Annotated in this window: 16 protein-coding genes; 10 read left to right on the forward strand and 6 right to left on the reverse strand. The window is 71.6% G+C overall.

The window, feature by feature from the left end:
- Nucleotides 1-52 precede the first annotated feature (52 nt).
- The 4 genes from ACYQ77_RS05380 (at nt 53) to ACYQ77_RS05395 (ending at nt 4,535) form a co-directional block, all read left to right on the forward strand.
- The gene (locus ACYQ77_RS05380) at nt 53-1,927 is read left to right on the forward strand and encodes a 2-oxoacid:acceptor oxidoreductase subunit alpha (protein ID WP_459707937.1); all 1,875 of its coding nucleotides are present in this window, start codon (nt 53-55) and stop codon (nt 1,925-1,927) included.
- Nucleotides 1,927-2,940: a 2-oxoacid:ferredoxin oxidoreductase subunit beta gene (locus tag ACYQ77_RS05385; RefSeq protein ID WP_459707938.1), complete on the forward strand. Its 1,014-nt coding sequence runs from the start codon at nt 1,927-1,929 to the stop codon at nt 2,938-2,940. The genes ACYQ77_RS05380 and ACYQ77_RS05385 overlap by 1 nt, the downstream gene beginning before the upstream one ends.
- Nucleotides 2,941-3,300: 360 nt before the next feature.
- Nucleotides 3,301-3,804, forward strand: a complete 504-nt coding sequence (locus ACYQ77_RS05390) for an SRPBCC family protein (protein ID WP_459707939.1) — start codon at nt 3,301-3,303, stop codon at nt 3,802-3,804.
- Nucleotides 3,804-4,535 (forward strand): AMP-binding protein, encoded by a 732-nt coding sequence (locus tag ACYQ77_RS05395; RefSeq protein WP_459707941.1) that lies wholly within the window; start codon nt 3,804-3,806, stop codon nt 4,533-4,535. The genes ACYQ77_RS05390 and ACYQ77_RS05395 overlap by 1 nt, the downstream gene beginning before the upstream one ends.
- 119 nt (nt 4,536-4,654) lie before the next feature.
- Here the strand turns inward: ACYQ77_RS05395 and ACYQ77_RS05400 are convergent, their stop codons facing one another.
- From ACYQ77_RS05400 to ACYQ77_RS05410, 3 genes are all read right to left on the reverse strand, one after another.
- Complete coding sequence (locus ACYQ77_RS05400) at nt 4,655-6,463, reverse strand: AMP-dependent synthetase/ligase (RefSeq protein ID WP_459707942.1); 1,809 nt, start codon at nt 6,461-6,463, stop codon at nt 4,655-4,657.
- A 157-nt stretch (nt 6,464-6,620) separates the two neighbouring features.
- Nucleotides 6,621-7,451: an enoyl-CoA hydratase-related protein gene (locus ACYQ77_RS05405; RefSeq protein WP_459707943.1), complete on the reverse strand. Its 831-nt coding sequence runs from the start codon at nt 7,449-7,451 to the stop codon at nt 6,621-6,623.
- A 5-nt stretch (nt 7,452-7,456) separates the two neighbouring features.
- The gene (locus ACYQ77_RS05410) at nt 7,457-8,014 is read right to left on the reverse strand and encodes a TetR/AcrR family transcriptional regulator (protein ID WP_459707944.1); all 558 of its coding nucleotides are present in this window, start codon (nt 8,012-8,014) and stop codon (nt 7,457-7,459) included.
- Nucleotides 8,015-8,067: 53 nt separating this feature from the next.
- Between ACYQ77_RS05410 and ACYQ77_RS05415 the strand changes: the two genes are divergently transcribed.
- Complete coding sequence (locus tag ACYQ77_RS05415; protein WP_459707945.1) at nt 8,068-9,201, forward strand: FAD-dependent monooxygenase; 1,134 nt, start codon at nt 8,068-8,070, stop codon at nt 9,199-9,201.
- A 49-nt stretch (nt 9,202-9,250) separates the two neighbouring features.
- Here ACYQ77_RS05415 and ACYQ77_RS05420 read toward each other — a convergent pair whose 3' ends face one another.
- Both ACYQ77_RS05420 and ACYQ77_RS05425 read right to left on the reverse strand, forming a co-directional pair.
- A complete protein-coding gene (locus ACYQ77_RS05420) occupies nt 9,251-9,700 on the reverse strand; it encodes a hypothetical protein (RefSeq protein ID WP_459707946.1) in 450 nt (149 codons plus the stop codon).
- Nucleotides 9,697-10,992: an O-antigen ligase family protein gene (locus tag ACYQ77_RS05425; protein ID WP_459707947.1), complete on the reverse strand. Its 1,296-nt coding sequence runs from the start codon at nt 10,990-10,992 to the stop codon at nt 9,697-9,699. The genes ACYQ77_RS05420 and ACYQ77_RS05425 overlap by 4 nt, the downstream gene beginning before the upstream one ends.
- Before the next feature lie 149 nt (nt 10,993-11,141).
- Between ACYQ77_RS05425 and ACYQ77_RS05430 the strand changes: the two genes are divergently transcribed.
- Both ACYQ77_RS05430 and ACYQ77_RS05435 read left to right on the forward strand, forming a co-directional pair.
- Nucleotides 11,142-11,807, forward strand: a complete 666-nt coding sequence (locus tag ACYQ77_RS05430) for a M50 family metallopeptidase (protein WP_459707948.1) — start codon at nt 11,142-11,144, stop codon at nt 11,805-11,807.
- Between the two features lie 14 nt (nt 11,808-11,821).
- Complete coding sequence (locus ACYQ77_RS05435) at nt 11,822-13,066, forward strand: aldehyde dehydrogenase family protein (RefSeq protein ID WP_459707949.1); 1,245 nt, start codon at nt 11,822-11,824, stop codon at nt 13,064-13,066.
- A 126-nt stretch (nt 13,067-13,192) separates the two neighbouring features.
- On the opposite strand, the gene ACYQ77_RS05440 is transcribed toward ACYQ77_RS05435, so the two are convergent.
- Entirely contained in the window at nt 13,193-14,209 is a 1,017-nt protein-coding gene (locus ACYQ77_RS05440) for a LacI family DNA-binding transcriptional regulator (protein ID WP_459707950.1), read from the reverse strand.
- Between the two features lie 148 nt (nt 14,210-14,357).
- On the opposite strand from ACYQ77_RS05440, the gene ACYQ77_RS05445 reads away from it, so the two are divergent.
- From ACYQ77_RS05445 to ACYQ77_RS05455, 3 genes are all read left to right on the forward strand, one after another.
- The gene (locus ACYQ77_RS05445) at nt 14,358-15,059 is read left to right on the forward strand and encodes a cupin domain-containing protein (protein ID WP_459707952.1); all 702 of its coding nucleotides are present in this window, start codon (nt 14,358-14,360) and stop codon (nt 15,057-15,059) included.
- A 123-nt stretch (nt 15,060-15,182) separates the two neighbouring features.
- The gene (locus ACYQ77_RS05450; protein WP_459707953.1) at nt 15,183-16,349 is read left to right on the forward strand and encodes a carbohydrate-binding protein; all 1,167 of its coding nucleotides are present in this window, start codon (nt 15,183-15,185) and stop codon (nt 16,347-16,349) included.
- A complete protein-coding gene (locus tag ACYQ77_RS05455; RefSeq protein ID WP_459707955.1) occupies nt 16,346-17,215 on the forward strand; it encodes an ABC transporter permease in 870 nt (289 codons plus the stop codon). Before ACYQ77_RS05450 ends, ACYQ77_RS05455 begins: the two co-directional genes overlap by 4 nt.

Raw genomic sequence — 17,215 nt, forward strand, 5'->3', positions numbered from 1 at the left:
GGCTCTAGTCGGATTCGTCCCGGGCTCTGTCAGGGGCGCACACACTTGGCTGGTGATCACCGGAGGAGAACCCGCGCGACGGGTGCAGCTTGACCGGGTGGTGATCAGGTTCGCCGGGGACTCGGGTGACGGGATGCAGCTCACCGGTGACCGGTTCACCTCCGAGGCCGCGGCGTTCGGCAACGACCTTGCCACGCTGCCCAACTTCCCCGCCGAGATCCGCGCGCCTGCGGGCACGCTGCCGGGGGTCTCGTCGTTCCAGCTGCACTTCGCGGACGACGACATCCTGACCCCGGGCGACCGGCCGGACGTGCTCGTCGCCATGAACCCGGCGGCGCTCAAGGCCAACATCGGGGACGTGCCGCCGGGCGGGACCGTGCTCGTCAACACCGACGAGTTCGTCAAGCGCAACCTCGGCAAGGTCGGCTACGACGCGAACCCCCTCGAGGACGGCTCGCTCGACGCCTACCACCTGCTGCCCGTCGCGATGGCGACGCTCACGCAGGGCGCGCTGGAGGGCACCGGCCTGTCGAAGAAGGACGCCGAGCGCTGCAAGAACATGTTCGCGCTCGGCCTGCTCTCCTGGATGTACGGCAGGCCGACCGAGCGCACCGAGCGGTTCCTGCGGGAGAAGTTCGCCCGCAAGCCCGACATCGCCGAGGCCAACATCCTGGCCTTCCGCGCGGGCTGGAACTACGGCGAGACCACCGAGGCGTTCGCCACCACCTACGAGGTCGCGCCCGCGTCGTTCCCCCCGGGGGAGTACCGCCAGATCACCGGCAACCTCGCCCTGTCGTACGGCATCGTCGCGGCCGGGCAGTGCGCCAAGCTCCCGGTGTTCCTCGGCAGCTACCCGATCACGCCGGCGTCGGACATCCTGCACGAGCTGTCCAAGCACAAGAACTTCAACGTGATCACGATGCAGGCGGAGGACGAGATCGCCGGGGTCGGCGCGGCGCTCGGCGCGTCGTACGGCGGCGCGCTCGGCGTCACCACGACCTCCGGGCCGGGCATCGCGTTGAAGTCCGAGACCATCGGGCTCGCGGTCATGCAGGAGCTGCCGCTGCTGGTGATCGACGTGCAGCGCGGCGGCCCGTCGACCGGTCTGCCGACGAAGACCGAGCAGGCCGACCTGCTGCAGGCCCTGCACGGCCGCAACGGTGAGTCGCCGGTGCCGGTGCTGGCGCCGCAGTCGCCGGGGGACTGCTTCGACGTGGTCATCGACGCGGCCCGGATCGCGTTGACGTACCGGACGCCGGTGCTGGTCCTCTCGGACGGCGCGATCGCGAACGGGTCGGAGCCGTGGCTGGTGCCGGACGTCGACGACCTGCCGGACCTGTCGGTCACGTTCGAGACGGAACCCAACGGGCCGGACGGCGAGCACTGGCCGTACGTCCGCGACCCGGAGACCCTCGCGCGTGCGTGGGCGATCCCGGGCACGCCGGGTCTGCAGCACCGGATCGGCGGGCTGGAGAAGGCCGACGGCAAGGGCAACATCTCCTACGACCCGGACAACCACGACCGCATGGTCCGGTTGCGACAGTCCAAGGTGGACGGAATCGCGGTGCCGGACCTGGTGGTCGAGGACCCCGATGACCGTGCGGACGTGCTGGTGCTCGGCTGGGGATCGACGTACGGCCCGATCGGGGCCGCGTGCCGGGCCCTCCGCAAGCGCGGTCAGCGGATCGCGCAGGCACACCTGCGGCACCTCAACCCGTTCCCGGCGAACCTGGGCGAGGTGCTCAAGCGGTACGGCACGGTCGTCGTGCCGGAGATGAACCTGGGGCAGCTGGCGCTGTTGCTGCGGGCCAGGTACCTGGTGGACGTGGTGTCGTACACGAAGGTGGCCGGCACGCCGTTCATGGAGTCGGAGCTGGTCGACGTGTTCGGGCGATACCTGGGCACGACGCTCGCGGAGGCAGCCTGATGACCACTGTGGACCTGGAGCTGGGGCTCAAGCCGAAGGATTTCAAGTCCGACCAGGAAGTGCGCTGGTGCCCGGGCTGCGGGGACTACGTGGTGCTCAACGCCATGCAGTCGTTCCTGCCCACGCTCGGGCTCAAGCGCGAGAACATCGTGTTCATCTCCGGTATCGGGTGCTCGTCCCGGTTCCCGTACTACATGAACACCTACGGCATGCACTCCATCCACGGCCGCGCCCCCGCGATCGCCACCGGTCTCGCGGTGACGCGACCGGACCTGTCGGTGTGGGTCGTGACCGGTGACGGCGACGCGCTCTCCATCGGCGGTAACCACCTGATCCACGCGTTGCGCCGCAACGTGAACCTCAAGATCCTGCTGTTCAACAACCGCATCTACGGCCTCACCAAGGGGCAGTACTCGCCGACGTCGGAGACCGGGAAACTCACCAAGTCCACTCCCATGGGCTCACTGGACCACCCGTTCAACCCGCTCTCCCTCGCGATTGGCGCGGAAGCCACGTTCGTGGCGCGGACGCTGGACAACGACCGCGCCCAACTCACCTCCATCCTCACCGCCGCCGCACAACACCGCGGCTCCGCCCTGGTCGAGATCTACCAGAACTGCCCCATCTTCAACGACGGCGCCTTCGACGTCCTCAAAGAACCCGGCGAGAAAGAACAACGCCTCATCCCGTTGGAGGACGGCAAACCGATCCGGTTCGGACCGGACGGAGCGCTCGCCGTGCTGCGCAACGACCGGGGCGGCCTGGAGGTCGGACCCCACGACCCCGACCGGGTGGTCGTCCACGACGCGTCGGCCGAGGACCCGGCCTACGCGTTCGCGCTCTCCCGCCTGTCCACACAGGACCTGCGGTACACGGTCACCGGCGTCTACCGCAACGTCGACCGGCCCGCGTACGACGACCAGGCCCGCGCGCAGGTGCGGGCCGCGACCGAGGCGAAGCAGGCCGACCTGCGGTCACTCCTCCGCGGGGCCGACACCTGGACGGTCGGCTGAACACCGCAGCCACACCGGACCGCGCGTACCCGACTCCCAGTCGCGGTACGCGCGCACGATGAGCGCGTGGAAACGCCTCCGCGCGGCCGGCCCCGCGTCCACGGTGACGACCGTCGGGGTGAGGCTGCGTGGCACGCCATGATGCGTCATCTCGGCCTCCTTCACCGCGTTCGTCGCCAGGATGCGACCGGCGCCTCGAGCCACGCTCGCAACACACACGAAAACATGCGGTAGCGGTCCCTTTACCACGAGTGGCCAGGATGAGGACCACCTGTCGAGCAGCCTTCGAGCTGCCTTCCAGTGGCGGTGAGGAAACTCACAGGAAGCCTTGCCACTGGGAGATGCGGAAGGAGCGGAGCCATGGCGGAACTGAGGATCTGGACGACACGCCAGCGGGTCAAGGTCGCCGCCCTGCCGAAGCGCGTGTACGAGCTGGTCGCCGACATCGAGGGCTGGCCGTCGGTGTTCGACTCGGTGGCCGCGGTCGAGCCACTCGGGATCGACCGGGCCTGCGAGCGGTTCCGGATCGTCGAGCGCTCGGGCAACTCCTGGATCTCGGTGCGCGAGGCGAACCAGAAGCGGCTGCAGGTGCGGTACCGGCGGCTCGACCCGCCCGCGCCGCTCAGGTCGATGGCCGGGCTCTGGCGGGTGGAGACGAAGGCGGTCGGCGTCGTGGTGGCGCTCGACCACTACTACAGCGTCGCTGACGACAGCGCGGAGACCGCGGCCGAGGCCGCGCGGCAGATCACCGCCGTCGGCAGCGCGATGCTCGAGTCGTTGCGGCGGACCGCGGAGTACGGTTCCGTGCCCTACCTGCTCCAGTCCCGTTCGGACAGTGCGGCCCCGGAGAGGGAGGCCTCCTGATGACTTCGTTCGCAGACCTGCCGGTCGGCTCGGCCGACGTGCTGCCCAGCCTCGCGGCGGCGGCCTGGCCCGACCGGGCGGCGTTGCGCACCACCAGCACGACGGTCACGTTCGCCGAGCTGGACCGTGCCGTGTCGCGCCTCGCGTTCGGCCTGCGGCAGCGGCTCGGCGGCGACGGGCTGACCGTGGCGGTGGCCGCGCTGCCCGGCACGCACTTCCCGACGGCGTTCTACGCGATCGTCCGCAGCGGCAACGTCGCGGCGCCGGTCGACCCGGACATGCCCGCCGACGTCTTCGCCGACTTCCTCGCCGTGACGAAGGCGCGTGCGGTGGTGCTCGGCCGTGCGATGTACGAGCGGGTGCGGCCGGTGCTGCCGGACACCCTGGAACTGGTGCTGCTGCTCGACGCACCCGCCGAGCCGGGGGTGCTGACGTGCGCGGAGCTGTCGACCGGCGGTGCGCTGCTCGTCGAACCCCGCGACCGCGACGAACGCGAACCGGCCGCCATCCTGTCCGGTCTGCTGACGCACCAGGAGCTGAAGGTCCGTGCGGCGGCGGTCAACCTGACGGCGGACGCGGTGGTCCTGACGACCACCTCGTCCTACGACCCGGTCACCCTGAGCGCGGCCCTCCTGACGGGCGCCACCCAGGTCCTGTCCCGCCACGACGACCACCCCACCTCGCAGGCCCCCACCCACGTCCTGACGGAAACCGGCCTCAAGGCAGCCTGAACCCCGCGAGTCACGCTCTCGCGCACACCGAGTTGTCAGTTTCGTGCAGGTACCCATGTGCACGAAACTGACAACTCGGCATGTCTGAGAGCGTGACTCGCGAGGTTCGAGAGCCGGGGTCAGGGCTGGAGGATGGTTTCGTCCGGGGTTTCCGCGAAGAGGGAGTCGATTTCCGCCGCGTACTTCTTCGCGATCGGCTTGCGGCGGAGCTTCATCGTCGGGGTGAGTTCCTCGCCGCCCGGCTCCCACGGCGACGGGAGCAGGCGCAGGCGCTTCACCTGTTCCACGCGGGCCAGCTTCTCGTTGCCCTCCTTGAGCCCGGCCAGGACCGCTGCCCGGATCTCCGGGTGCGCCACCAGCTCCTCCGGTGACGCGCCGCCGAAACCGTGCTGCGCCGCGAACGCCGCCGCCGCGTCCGGGTCGAGGACCGCGAGCGCCGCCACGTAGGGCCGGTCGTCGCCGATCGCGACCACCTGGCCGACGAGCGACGTCGCCGCCTTGATCGCGTTCTCGATGTTGGACGGGGACATGTTCTTCCCCGACGCGTTGATGATCAGTTCCTTCTTGCGGTCGACGATCTTGACGTACCCGTCCGCGTCGATCTCCGCGATGTCGCCGGTGTGCAGCCAGCCGTCGGCGTCGATGGTCTCCGCCGTCTTCTCCGGGTCGTTGCGGTACCCGCGCATGATCGTCGGGCCCCTGGTGAGCAGCTCGCCGTCGTCGGCGATCTTGATCTCCATGTTGAGCACCGCGCGCCCGACCGTGCCGAGCTTCGTCTGGCCCGGCGCGTTCGCGGTGGTGGCACCGCCGGTCTCCGACATGCCCCACACCTCGTACACCGGGATGCCGAGGCCCCAGAAGAACTCCAGGATCTCCGCGGAGATCGCCGACGCACCCGACGCCGGGCCCTTGACCTGGTCGAGCCCGAGCTTGTGGCGCAGCTTCGACAGCACGAGCTTGTCCGCCACCCGGTGCTGCGCCGCGAGCACCGGCGGGAGCGGCTTGCCCGCCAGCTTGTGCCGCGCCGCCTTGATGCCGGTCTCGATGGCCCACGTCGCGATCCGCCGCTTGGCGCCGCTCGGCTCCGCGGCCAGCCCCATGTCGATCGCGGCCTTCAGCTTCTGCCACACGCGCGGCACGGCGAAGAACGTCTGCGGCCGCACGTCGTTCAGCGCCTCGGCGAGCTTGGTCAGGTCCGCGACGCACGTGACCTGGATGCCGAACAGGATCGCGAAGTACTGCGAGGTCACGCGGTCGGCGATGTGCGCGGCGGGCAGGTAGGACATGACCTTGTCGCCTGCGCGCGCGTCGAACAGCACCCGCACCGCGTCGGCCTCGGCGATCACGTTCGCGTGCGTCAGCTCGACGCCCTTCGGCGGGCCCGTGGTGCCCGAGGTGTAGATGATCGTCGCGAGGTCGGACGGCTCGACGGCCTGCCACGCGGCGTCGAAGTCGAAGTCCGGGTCGCCCCGGTCCTCCAGGTCGGCGAGCGACAGCACACCGTCCACATCGGACACGTCGTCGACGCACACGATGTGCGTGACGCCCCCGCCCGCCTCCTGGACGCGGGGGAGGAACCGCTCGTCGCAGAAGACGACCGTGTTGCCCGCGTTGCCGAACAGGTACGCGATCTGCTCGGGCGTCGAGGTGTTGTAGATCGAGAACGGCGTCGCGCCGAGGTGCAGGGCCGCCGCGTCCACGAGGTGGAACTCCGGCCGGTTGCTGAGCATCAGCCCGACCGTGTCACCGCGCTTGACGCCGACGGCTGCGAGCCCGGCCGCGAGCCTGCGCACCCGCCGGTCCCACTCGCGCCAGGTGATCACGGTGCCGCCGCCGGGTGTGCGGATGATGACCTCGCCTGGCGTCTTCCGGACGAACTCCTGGAAGGACGCGCACAACGTGTGCGGCAAGGGGGATGTCTCAGTCATGTGCCACGCTCCGATGCGCCGGGTCGGTCCCCCGAATAGGGCGTGATCGTAAGCACCAGGGCAGTGCCGCGTCCACGCCAAACCGGGCATTGACGACATTCGGCGGCCGGTGTCACTATTGGCGACCGGTCAACAACGCTCCGCGTGGGCGGCGGGGTCACCCCTGTCCGCCCAGCCAGGGCAGGTAGTCCGGCAGGTCGTCCGGCACCTGTTGAGTCCACTGTGGATCGCGCCGTTGCAGGAACGACATGATGCCCTCGACGGTGTCGGGGTTGCTCGCGCTGCCCGCGATCAGCCGGGAGTCGAGGCTGCGCACGGGGAACGGCGAGTCGAGCGGCGCCGCCCGGTGGAGCAGCTGCCGGATCACCGCCACGGACACCGGCGCCGTGGTCCTGATCAGCTCGCGGGCCAGCTCGTAGGCCTTGTCGAGCACCTCGTCCGGCTCGTGGAGCGCGGTCACCATGCCCGCCGCGTGGGCCTCGGCGGCGTCGAACACCCGGCCGCTCACCATCCAGTCCATGGCCCGGCCCAGCCCGACGAGCCGCGGCAGGAACCACGTCGACGCGCCTTCCGGGTACAGGCCGCGCCGCGAGAACACGAAGCCGAAGCGCGCGTCGGTCGCGGCGAGCCGGAAGTCCGCGGGCAGGATGATCGTCGACCCGGCGCCGACGGCCGCGCCCCGGATGGCCGCGATGACCGGCTTGTTCATCGCGAAGATCCGCATCGAGCAGCGGCCCGCGGGCTCGTGCCATTCCTGCGACCCGTCCGCGGACAGGTCGAGGCCGCCCGCGGAGAGGTCGGCGCCGACGCAGAAGTCCTTGCCCGCACCGGTCAGGACCACCACGCGGACGGCCCGGTCGCGGTCGGCCTCGTCGAACGCGGCCGCCAGCTCGTCCGCCATCGTCACCGTGTAGCCGTTGCGCGCCTCGGGCCGGTCCAGCGTCACCGTCGCGATGCCGTCGGACACCGCGTAGCTCACGTGCTCCATGCCGGTCACGCTAGCGCCATCGTGAGCAGATCCCGGCACGCCGCCCGCAGGTCGTCATCGCCGGCGCCGCCGCGGGTCAGGTGGTGCATGGCCAGCCCGTCGAGGTAGGCGACCAGCGTGCGGCCGCGCCGTTCCGGGTCGCTCGCCCCCGCGGCGGCGATGGTCGTCTCCGCCATGACCCGGAACCGCGACCCGTGCTCGACCATCTTCGCGCGCAGCTCGGGGCGGCGCGTCGACTCGAGCGTCAGCTCGTAACGGGCGAGCGTGCGTTCGCGGCCGGTGGTCAGCCAGGTCCGCACGAAGCCGGTCACCAGGTCGGTGAGCGTGTCGAGGTCCGCCGTGGCGCCGCGTGCCGGGATGTCGCCGACGTCGGCCGCGTCCAGCTCGGCCATCCGCGCGAGCGCGGCGAACATCAGCGCCTCGCGGGTGCGGAAGTAGTACGAGGTCGAGCCCTCCGGCAGGCCGGCCGCGCGGTCGACGGCGCGGTGGGTGAACCCGCGCATGCCCTCGCGCGCGAGGGTCGCGATGGCCGCGTCCGCGATCACGGTTCGCCGGTCTGCCATGCCGACACTCTACGGGTGTAGAGTCCACTACATCTGTAGAGGAGGGGGTCGTCATGGAAGCGATCGTCGCGGGCGGGGGGATCGGTGGACTGGCCGTCGCCGCCGGCTTGTCCTGGCAGGGCTGGGACGTCACGGTGCTCGAGCAGACCGCCGAGTTCGGCGTCGTGGGCTCGGCGATCTCGTTGTGGCCCAACGCGTTCCGCGCTCTCGAGGCGGTGGGGGCGGCAGTCCCGGCCGGCCGGCTCGGCGCCGCGGGCGGGCTGCGCGACTGGCGCGGCCGGTGGATCGTGCGGATGGAGGACGTCTCCGAGTACACGGCACAGGCGACCGTCGCGCACCGGCACGACCTGCGCAACGCGTTGCTCGCGCAGGTCTCGGACAACTGCCAGCTGCCCGGCGTGCGGGTGACCGGCGCCCGGATCGAGGGCGACCGCGCGATCGTGGCACACGACGGCGGCGAGCTGTCGGCGGACCTGCTGGTCGGCGCGGACGGCCTGAACAGCGCGGTCCGGCGGGCACTGTGGCCGGACGCGGCGCCGCCGAGGTACTCCGGGAACACGGTGTGGCGGCTGATCATGCCCGCGCCCGCCGGCGTGACGGCGTGGGCGGAGACGTGGGGCCCCGGCGCGGTGTTCGGCGTGTTCCCGATGTCCGGTGACCGCGTGTACTGCTTCGGCACGGCCACGGTGCCCGCGGGGGGCCGCAGCCCGGACGGCGAGCTGGCCGAGTTGCGCCGCCGCTTCGGCGACTGGTGCGCGCCGATCCCGGAGATCCTGGCCGCCGCGACCGAGGACCAGGTGCTGCGCAACGACATCCACTACCTGCCGAAGCTGCCGGCGTACGTGCGCGGCCCGGTCGCACTCGTCGGGGACGCGGCGCACGCGATGACGCCGAACATCGGGCAGGGCGGCTGCCAGGCCCTCGAGGACGCGGCCACGCTGTCGGTGGCGGTGGAGACGCAGCCCGACCTCGCGACGGCACTGCGGCGGTACGACGAGCTGCGGCGGCCGCGCACGCAGGCGTTGTGGCGCAAGGCGTTGCTGAGCCGGGACATCTCGCACCTGACGTGGGCGCCCGCACGCGTGCTGCGGAACGCCGCGTTGCGGGCACTGCCGAAGTCGCTGTTCGTCAGGTCGCTGGCGCAGCCGTTCAGCTGGCGCCCCGAGGACGGCCTGGTCCGGCGGTGACCGCCCGGTCCGGGTGGCCGCGGGACTCGGCGGCCACCCGGACAGCGGTTCAGCGCTCGAACGTCACCGTGCGGCTGTCGTACTCGTCGCCGCAGACGCTGTAGCAGTCGCTGATGCGGGCCTGCACGAACGCCTCACCCCGCGTGAACGCCTGGCCCCCCGACGCCAGCACCTCCACGGAGACGTTCTGGATCTCGCCGGTGCAGGTCAGGGTGCGCACGGCGCCGTCGCCGGTGGCGCTCGCCTTCCCGCCCACCCGCTGCGCCACCGACACGTACAGCGCCGCGTACTGCGACGCGCCGGAACACGTGTAGGAGACCGGCACCGACACCGCGGCCCCCCGCGCGAGCAGCTGGCCCGGCGACTGGACCATCACGTCGAGCACCAGGCCGCCCGAGTTGTAGGCCACGGCGTTGGTCGCCGGGACCACGATCGCGGCGACTACCGCGCCGGCAACGGTGACGGCGGAGGCAGCCGCCTTGATTCTCTTGCTGATCACTCTGTTTCCCTTCCTCGTTGTTCACCGGAACCGGTGGCCACGCCCGCGAACGCCGCCGCGAGGAGCGGGACGGCCGGGACGTGCCACACGAAGTCGAAACCGGCGTGCAGGGCGAGTGCCGCCACCGCCGCGAGCGCGCCGGCCGCCCGCGGGTCACCCCACAACCGCCGCAGCACCAGCACCAGGAACGCGGCCAGCAGGAGTCCCCCGACGAGCCCCAGCTCGGCCAGGAGCTGCACGTACTCGTTGTGCGCGAACAGGTACACGGCCGTGCCGCCCTGTTCGCGTGCCAGCACGAGCCGCGCCAGGCCAGGGCCCGCGCCCGTCACGGGGTGGCTGGTGAACACCTGCCACGCGGCCTCGACCGCGCCCCACCGGTCCGGCGAGTCGAGGCTGAACCGCGAACCCAGCCGCCACACCCCGGCACCGGCCGCCACCACCACCGCGGCGCCGAGCGCGATCGACGTCCAGCGCCCGGCGGCCCGGCCACCGACAGCCAGTCCCGCCGCCGCGGCCACGCAGGCGACCGCGACCGTGCCGAACGACGGCGTGGCAGGCACGATCGACGGCACGAGCCCGGCCGTCGCGACCAGCGCGCCGCACACCGGCGCCGCCGCGGCCCGCCACAGCGGCCGGGGGCCGAGGCTGAACGCGAGCACCGCCAGGCCGAGCACGAACGCGCCGATGCCCGCGCGGGAGAGCGTCGCCGCCATGCCGGTGACCAGCGCCGTGCCCACGTACCCCGGCCACCTCGGCCCGGCGTCGCGGGCACGGACGGAGAAGCAGACGAGCGCCGCCATCGCCAGCACCGCGGCCGTCGCGTTCGGGTAGGTCAGCGTCGACGAGGCACGCCACATGCCGGGACTGAGGAAACTCCAGGTGGGGTGGTGCACCACGACCCCGAACCAGCCCACCGCGGCGACCGCGCAGCAGATCGCGAGCAGGCAGGCGGTCAGCGACGGGTGCGCGAGCCTGCGGCACGTGTGGGCGACGGCGAGCACCCCGGCGATCAGGAGGGCGTACCGGGCGCCGGACAGCACGTGCCCGGTCAGCACGCCGGCCAGCAGCGCCCACAACGCGAGCGCACCCGCGGCCGCGACCACCGGCACGTCCCGCCGTGTGATCGTCGCCTGACCGGACGCGAGCACCGCCGCCACCGCGACGGTCACCGCGACCAGCGCCTGCGCGACCGGGGTGAAGGCCCCCTGGAGGTACAGCGCGAGACCCAGCCCGGCGACCAGCACGGCCGTGCCCGGCTCGATCCCCTGCGCGCGCCGGACGATCCCGGCCACAGGCCCCACCACCGCTGAATCCCCCTAGGAGCCCGCAAAAGAAGCGGCTCACTCTATCGTGGCGGAACGGTGCGGTGATCACGAATGTGCGGCGCGTGTGCGGGCACCGCTCACAGCGATCGCACCGCGGGTGTGGTCCGCTGTGCCGCGTGGACGTGCTCGACGATCAGGCGGCCGTGGTCGTGACCGGGGTGCTCGCGCTCGTGGTGGTGACCTTCAGCGAGTTGTGGCGGCCCGCCCGCAACGTGATCACGATCGTGCACGAGGCCGGGCACGCGCTCGTCGCCGTGCTCGTGGGCCGCCGGCTGTCGGGGATCCGCCTGCACTCGGACACGTCCGGGCTCACCCTCACCCGCGGCAAGCCGTACGGGCCGGGCATGGTGTCGACCGCGCTCGCCGGGTACCTCGCGCCCTCGCTGCTCGGCCTCGGGTTCGCCGCGCTCGTCGGCGGCGGGCTGACCGGCACGGTCCTCGTGGTGTGCGGCGTGCTGCTGCTCGGCGTGCTGGTCATGGTCCGCAACGTCTACGGCTTCTTCTCCGTGCTGCTCACCGGCGGTGTGCTGTTCGGCATCGCGTGGTGGACGCCGCCGCCGGTGCAGGCCGCGTTCGCGCACCTGATCACGTGGTTCCTGCTGCTCGGCGGGGTCCGTCCGGTCGGGGAACTGCAGAGCAAGCGGCGCCGCGGCTGGGCGCGGGACTCCGACGCCGACCAGCTCGCGCGGCTCACCGGCGCGCCAGGGCTGCTGTGGGTCGGCATGTTCTTCTTCGTCAACGTCGGCGCACTGGCACTCGCGGCGGCCTGGCTTCTCGGGTGAGGCAGACTTGGCACATGACTGTGGTGTCCGAGTCCGTTTCGTCCGCTGTCGCGTCGTGTGCACAGGCCGCGTACCGCGCCGCGCCGTCGTTGGCCACCGCGCCGGACGCGACGATCGACGGCGCCCTGTCCGCGATGGCCTCCCACCTGCGCGCCTCGGTCGACGTGCTCATGGCCGCCAACGAGGCCGACGTGTCGGCGGCCCAGGAGTCGGGGATGAGCGCCGGGCTGCTCGACCGGCTGCGCCTGTCGCCGGAGCGGCTCGAGTCGATGGCCGCCGCGCTGGACCTGCTCGCGTCCACGCCGCACCCGCCGCGATCGGAGTTCGTGCGTGACCTGCCGGGTGGGCTGAAGCTGTACGAGCGCCGCCGTCCCGTCGGGGTCATCGGCGCGAACTACGAGGCCCGGCCGAACGTGACCGTCGACGTCGCGTCGCAGCTGGTCAAGTCGCGGAACGCGGGGGTGCTGCGCACCGGGGGCGCCGCGCTGGGCTCGGCCACCGCGCTGCTCGAGCACGTCGTCGCGCCCGCGCTGACGGACGCCGGGCTCGACCCCGCCGCCATCCAGCTGGTGCCGACCCCGGACCGTGCTGCCGCGACCGCGCTCGTGTCGCAGCCGGCGCACATCCCGCTCGTGATCCTGCGGGGGAGCGGCGACACCACCCGCACGCTCGGCGAGGAGGCCGCCCGGCACGGCGTGCGCACGCTGGCGCACGCGGACGGCGGCGGCGTGCTGTACGTCGACGTCGACGCGGACGTCGAGCGCGCGTTGTCGCTGGTCGAGGACAGTGTGGACCGGCTGGGCGTGTGCAACCGGCTGAACCTGCTGCTGATCCACTCGTCGCTGTACGAGTCGCTCCTGCCCCGGGTCACGCAAACGCTTGCGGACCTGCGCATCGCGGTGTCCTTGCCGCCCCATAACCACCCGATCGGGTACGAGTGGGCGCTGGACTCGGACCGCGAGGCGACCGTGACGGTGCTGCCGGTGTCGTCGGCGCAGGAGGCGGCCGAGGTCGCGAACGCCGAGACGTCGGGGCTGGCCGCGTCGATCGTCACCACGTCGGAGACCACGGCGACCGCGTTCATGGACGCCTACACCGGCACGGGCGTCTTCTGGAACGCGACGACCCGCCTGCTGGACGGCTTCAAACTGCTGGCCGTCCCGGAAACGGGCATCAACATCGACAAGGTCCCCGGCCCCCGCGGCCCGGTCACCTACCCGGACCTCTGCCTGCGCCAGTACGCCATCCTCCCGGCCTGACCTCGCGAGTCTCGCGCTCACGCATACCGAGTTGTCAGTTTCGTGCCGATCTTGATGTGCACGAAACCGGCAACTCGGTGTGCACGAGAGCGTGACTCGCGGTGTTTGAGAGCGGGACTCGCGGGGTTAGGGCTTGGGTGGGGCCAGGGACTCGCGGTGGATCACCTCTGCTGAGACCTCTTCCACGCGGGGGGACTCCTGTGGGGTGTCCAGGGCCAGGGTGATTGCCCGGGCGCCGATTTCCACCAGGGGGAGGCGGACCGTGGTCAGGGGTGGGGTGACGTCGCGGGCGATGGGCATGTCGTCGAAGCCCACCACGGACACGTCGCCCGGGACCGACAGGCCTCGTTCGCGCAGGACCGACAGGGCGCCGATGGCCATCGAGTCGTTCAAGGCGATGATCGCGGTCAGGCGCGGGTCCGCGTCCAGCAGGGCCGCGGTGGCGACGGCGCCGCCGTCGCGGTCGAACTCCGCGTACTCGATCCGCTTCGCGGGCAGCGTGCGGTGGTGCTCGCGGGCCGCCCGGCGCAGGCCGGCCAGGCGGTCGGTCGTCGTCGTGAGCTGTTTCGGGGCCGCCACGACACCCACGTGCCGGTGCCCGGCCGCGAAGACCGCCGCCCCGATGAGGTAGCCGCCCTCCTCGTTCGCCGGCATGACCGCGTCGCCCGCCAGTTTGTGGCGGCCGACCACGGACACGCGGCCGCCGGTCGCCATGTACGCCGACAGCTTCGCGTTCAGCGACTTCGTGAACGCCGGGTCGTGGTAGCCGGACCCGGCCAGGATGATCGCCTCGACCTGGTGGGCACGCAGCAGCTCCACGTACTCCAGCTCACGGTCCGGGTCGCGGTACGAGTTGCAGATGATCACCAGCCTGCCCTGCTCCGACGCGACCCGCTGCAGGCCGCGGGTGATCTCCGCGAAGTAGGGGTCCGACACGTCGTGGACGATCACCCCCACGGTCGTCCGGTGGGAGCGCGCCAGCAGCTGCGCGTGCGCGTTCGGCACGTACTGCAGCTCCTGCACCGCGCGCAGCACCCGCTCGCGCAGCTCCTCGGACACGATCTTGGGGCTGCCGTTCACGATCCGTGACACGGTCGCGGCAGAAACCCCGGCTTTGCGCGCGACATCGGCAAGCGTCGCCATGCCAGACCTCCGCCGTTGACACCCGTTCCTTGCCCGCCTAGCGTCAGACTACAAGGGAAAGCCCTTTCCCCGCGCCGGCAGGCGTGATTACCGCCAGTGTCCATTGTGCGGCCCCGCGACAGCAAGGCCGCCACGCCGAGGGGTACCGATGCGTGATCCACTGCCGGGTGCGGTAGGCGTCTCGAAACTCTGCGTATACGACACCGTCACTCCCGACGGCCTCCACGGCGGCACGCCACACCTGCACCTCTGCTGCACCGAGGCGTACGTGGTCGTCGGCGGCGCGGGCCGCGTGCAGACGCTCTCCGGCCAGGACGGCTTCGCCGAGCACGACCTGCGCCCCGGCACCGTCCTCTGGTTCACGCCCGGCACGATCCACCGCCTCGTCAACGACGGCGATCTGGAGATCATCGTCCTGATGAGCAACAGCGGCCTCCCCGAGGCGGGCGACGCGGTGCTCACCTTCCCGCTCGACGTCGTCCGCGACCCCGAGCGGTACGCCGCGGCGTGCGCCCTCCCGGACGGCGGCGCGCCCGGCACGGACGTCACGACCGCCTACCGCCGCCGCGACCTCGCCGTTCAGGGCTTCCACGAGCTGCGGGAGGGCGGTCTCCTCGACGAGTTCTACGCGGCGGCGATGAAGCTCAAGCAACCGCTCCTCGACGACTGGCGCGAGCGGTGGGAGAGCGGTGCCCGCGAGGCGGCGGAGCGGACCGGCCGCCAGATCGCCGCCTTGATCGACGGCAACCCGGCCCACCTGCGTGAATCCCGCGTGAGCGGCAAGCCGGGGCCGGACGAGGAAGGTCGTCTCGGGATGTGCGGGCTCTTGAACACCTACCGTTACGACTGATCACAGGAAAGCCCTTGCCTCCGGCCGGTTCGGACAAATAGCATCCTAGGAAAGCGCTTGCCTGGCAACGCGGCCCCCGGCGGGAGGACTTTCGTGCGACACCGCAGACGCGTACTCGCGTTGGTGACAGCCCTGGTGCTCGGCACCGTCCTGGCCCCGGCCGCGACCGCCGCGCCCCGCTTCACCGTGCTCGTGTTCGACAAGGTCAACGGCTACCACCACGACGCCATCCCCGCTGGCCGGCAGGCGATCACCGAGCTGGGCGCCGAGCACGGCTTCGAGGTCGTCGTGTCCGACGACGCGGCCCTGTTCACCGATGCGGGCCTGGCCCGCTTCGCGAAGGCCACGGCCAGCCCGTCCTCGGGGAAGGCGCCGCTGACGGTCCGGTTCACCGACAAGTCGACCGACCCCGACGGCCGGCCCCTCACGCACGAGTGGGACTTCGACGGCGACGGCCGGATCGACTCGACCGCGGCGAACCCGGTGCACACGTTCACGGCGAACGGCACCCACCTGGCCCGCCTGATCGTCACCGACCCGACGGGCCGCCGGGAGCCGGTCAACGTCAGGGTGACCGTCGGCAACACGGCGCCGAAGGTCAGCCTCCGGTCGCCGCTGGACGGCGAGGTCTTCGACTGGGGCGTGCCGATCCCGTACCAGGCGCGCGTCACCGACCCGGACGGCGGCGTCGACTGCGAGGAGCCGCTGGTCACCGGCGGTGTGGGGCACGCACGTCAGGTGCACCCGGTGAGCGGCACCCGCGGTTGCGCCGGTGCGCTGGTGCCGTCGATCGTCGACGGGCACACCGCGGCCGACGACCTGACGTACGTCCTCGAGGCGACCTACACCGACACGGGCCGCCCGCGGCTGACCGACCGCGACCGCGTCACCCTGCAGCCGCGGCGCAAGGAGGCCGAGCACTACGACCGGGCGAGCGGTGTCCGCGTGGTGCGCAACAGCGAGGGCGGCGGCCTGGTCTCCGGGGTGTCCGACGGGGACTGGCTCAGCGTGACACCCGTGCACCTGCGGCACGTGGGCAGCCTGACGTTCCGGGTCGCCGGCAGCACAGGCGGGGGGACGATCGAGGTCCGGTTCGGCGCGCCGGACGGTCCGTTGCTGGGTTCGGTCGCGGTACCGGTGACCGGCGGCGGGCAGACGTGGACCGAGGTGCGCACCCCGGTCGTCGACCCCGGGAGCACGCACGAGTTGTTCCTGGTGGCAAGGAATCCCGGCGTGACCGGCGACCTGTTCAACGTGGACTGGTTCGAGTTCGGCTCGGAGGAAGAATGACTGTGACCAACGAGACCAGGGCCGATCCGGCGCCGCCGGCGCAGGCGCCCGAGCCCGTCAGGCGGATCGACATCGGCGCGCGGCTGCTGCGCTTCCTCGACGCGATGTGGCGGCCGGTCGTGCTGCTCGCGCTGATCTTCGTGGCGTGGTGGGTGGTGACCGCGCAGGGCTGGGTCGCGAACTACCTCGTGCCGACACCGGGGCAGGTGTGGGAGCGGACGGTCGACGACTGGTCCTCGCTGATGTACCACTCCTACGTCACGCTGTACGAGACGGTCGTCGGCTTCCTGCTGGCGAGCGTGCTCGGCCTCGCGACCGCCGTGGCGATCGCGTACTCGAGGACGCTGGAGAAGACGCTCTACCCGATCGTCCTGTTCGCACAGGTGATCCCGAAGATCGCGATCGCGCCGCTGATCGTGGTGTGGTTCGGCAACGACCTCGCCCCGAAGATCATCCTGGCGGTGCTGATCGCGTTCTTCCCGGTGGTCGTCTCGGGGGTCGCGGGCCTCCGGTCGACCGATCCCGAGTTGCTGGAGCTGTCCGCCACGATGGGTGCGAGCCGGTGGCAGACGTTCCGCAAGATCCGCTTCCCGAACGCGCTGCCGCACCTGATGGCGGGCGAGAAGGTGGCGGTGACGCTCGCCGTGGTCGGTGCGGTGGTCGGCGAGTTCGTCGGCGCCAGCGAGGGCCTCGGTTACCAGCTGATGATCGCGAACGGCAACCTGGACGCGCCCCTGCTGTTCGCCGCGCTGATCCTCATGTCGCTCATCGGCATCCTCCTGTTCGTGATCGTCGAGGTGCTGGAGGCGCTGCTCATCCCGTGGCACGCCAGCCGCCGGTCCGCGACCCCGCTCACCACTTCCTGA

The sequence above is a fragment of the Actinophytocola sp. KF-1 genome, from assembly GCF_054661535.1.

Excerpts from the sequence above, each read along its gene's own strand:
- ACYQ77_RS05385 (WP_459707938.1), top strand. The coding sequence starts at position 1,927 with ATGACCACTGTGGACCTGGAGCTGGGGCTCAAGCCGAAGGATTTCAAG.
- ACYQ77_RS05390 (WP_459707939.1), top strand. The coding sequence starts at position 3,301 with ATGGCGGAACTGAGGATCTGGACGACACGCCAGCGGGTCAAGGTCGCC.
- ACYQ77_RS05395 (WP_459707941.1), top strand. The coding sequence starts at position 3,804 with ATGACTTCGTTCGCAGACCTGCCGGTCGGCTCGGCCGACGTGCTGCCC.
- ACYQ77_RS05400 (WP_459707942.1), bottom strand. The coding sequence starts at position 6,463 with ATGACTGAGACATCCCCCTTGCCGCACACGTTGTGCGCGTCCTTCCAG.
- ACYQ77_RS05405 (WP_459707943.1), bottom strand. The coding sequence starts at position 7,451 with ATGGAGCACGTGAGCTACGCGGTGTCCGACGGCATCGCGACGGTGACG.
- ACYQ77_RS05410 (WP_459707944.1), bottom strand. The coding sequence starts at position 8,014 with ATGGCAGACCGGCGAACCGTGATCGCGGACGCGGCCATCGCGACCCTC.
- ACYQ77_RS05415 (WP_459707945.1), top strand. The coding sequence starts at position 8,068 with ATGGAAGCGATCGTCGCGGGCGGGGGGATCGGTGGACTGGCCGTCGCC.
- ACYQ77_RS05435 (WP_459707949.1), top strand. The coding sequence starts at position 11,822 with ATGACTGTGGTGTCCGAGTCCGTTTCGTCCGCTGTCGCGTCGTGTGCA.
- ACYQ77_RS05440 (WP_459707950.1), bottom strand. The coding sequence starts at position 14,209 with ATGGCGACGCTTGCCGATGTCGCGCGCAAAGCCGGGGTTTCTGCCGCG.
- ACYQ77_RS05445 (WP_459707952.1), top strand. The coding sequence starts at position 14,358 with ATGCGTGATCCACTGCCGGGTGCGGTAGGCGTCTCGAAACTCTGCGTA.
- ACYQ77_RS05455 (WP_459707955.1), top strand. The coding sequence starts at position 16,346 with ATGACTGTGACCAACGAGACCAGGGCCGATCCGGCGCCGCCGGCGCAG.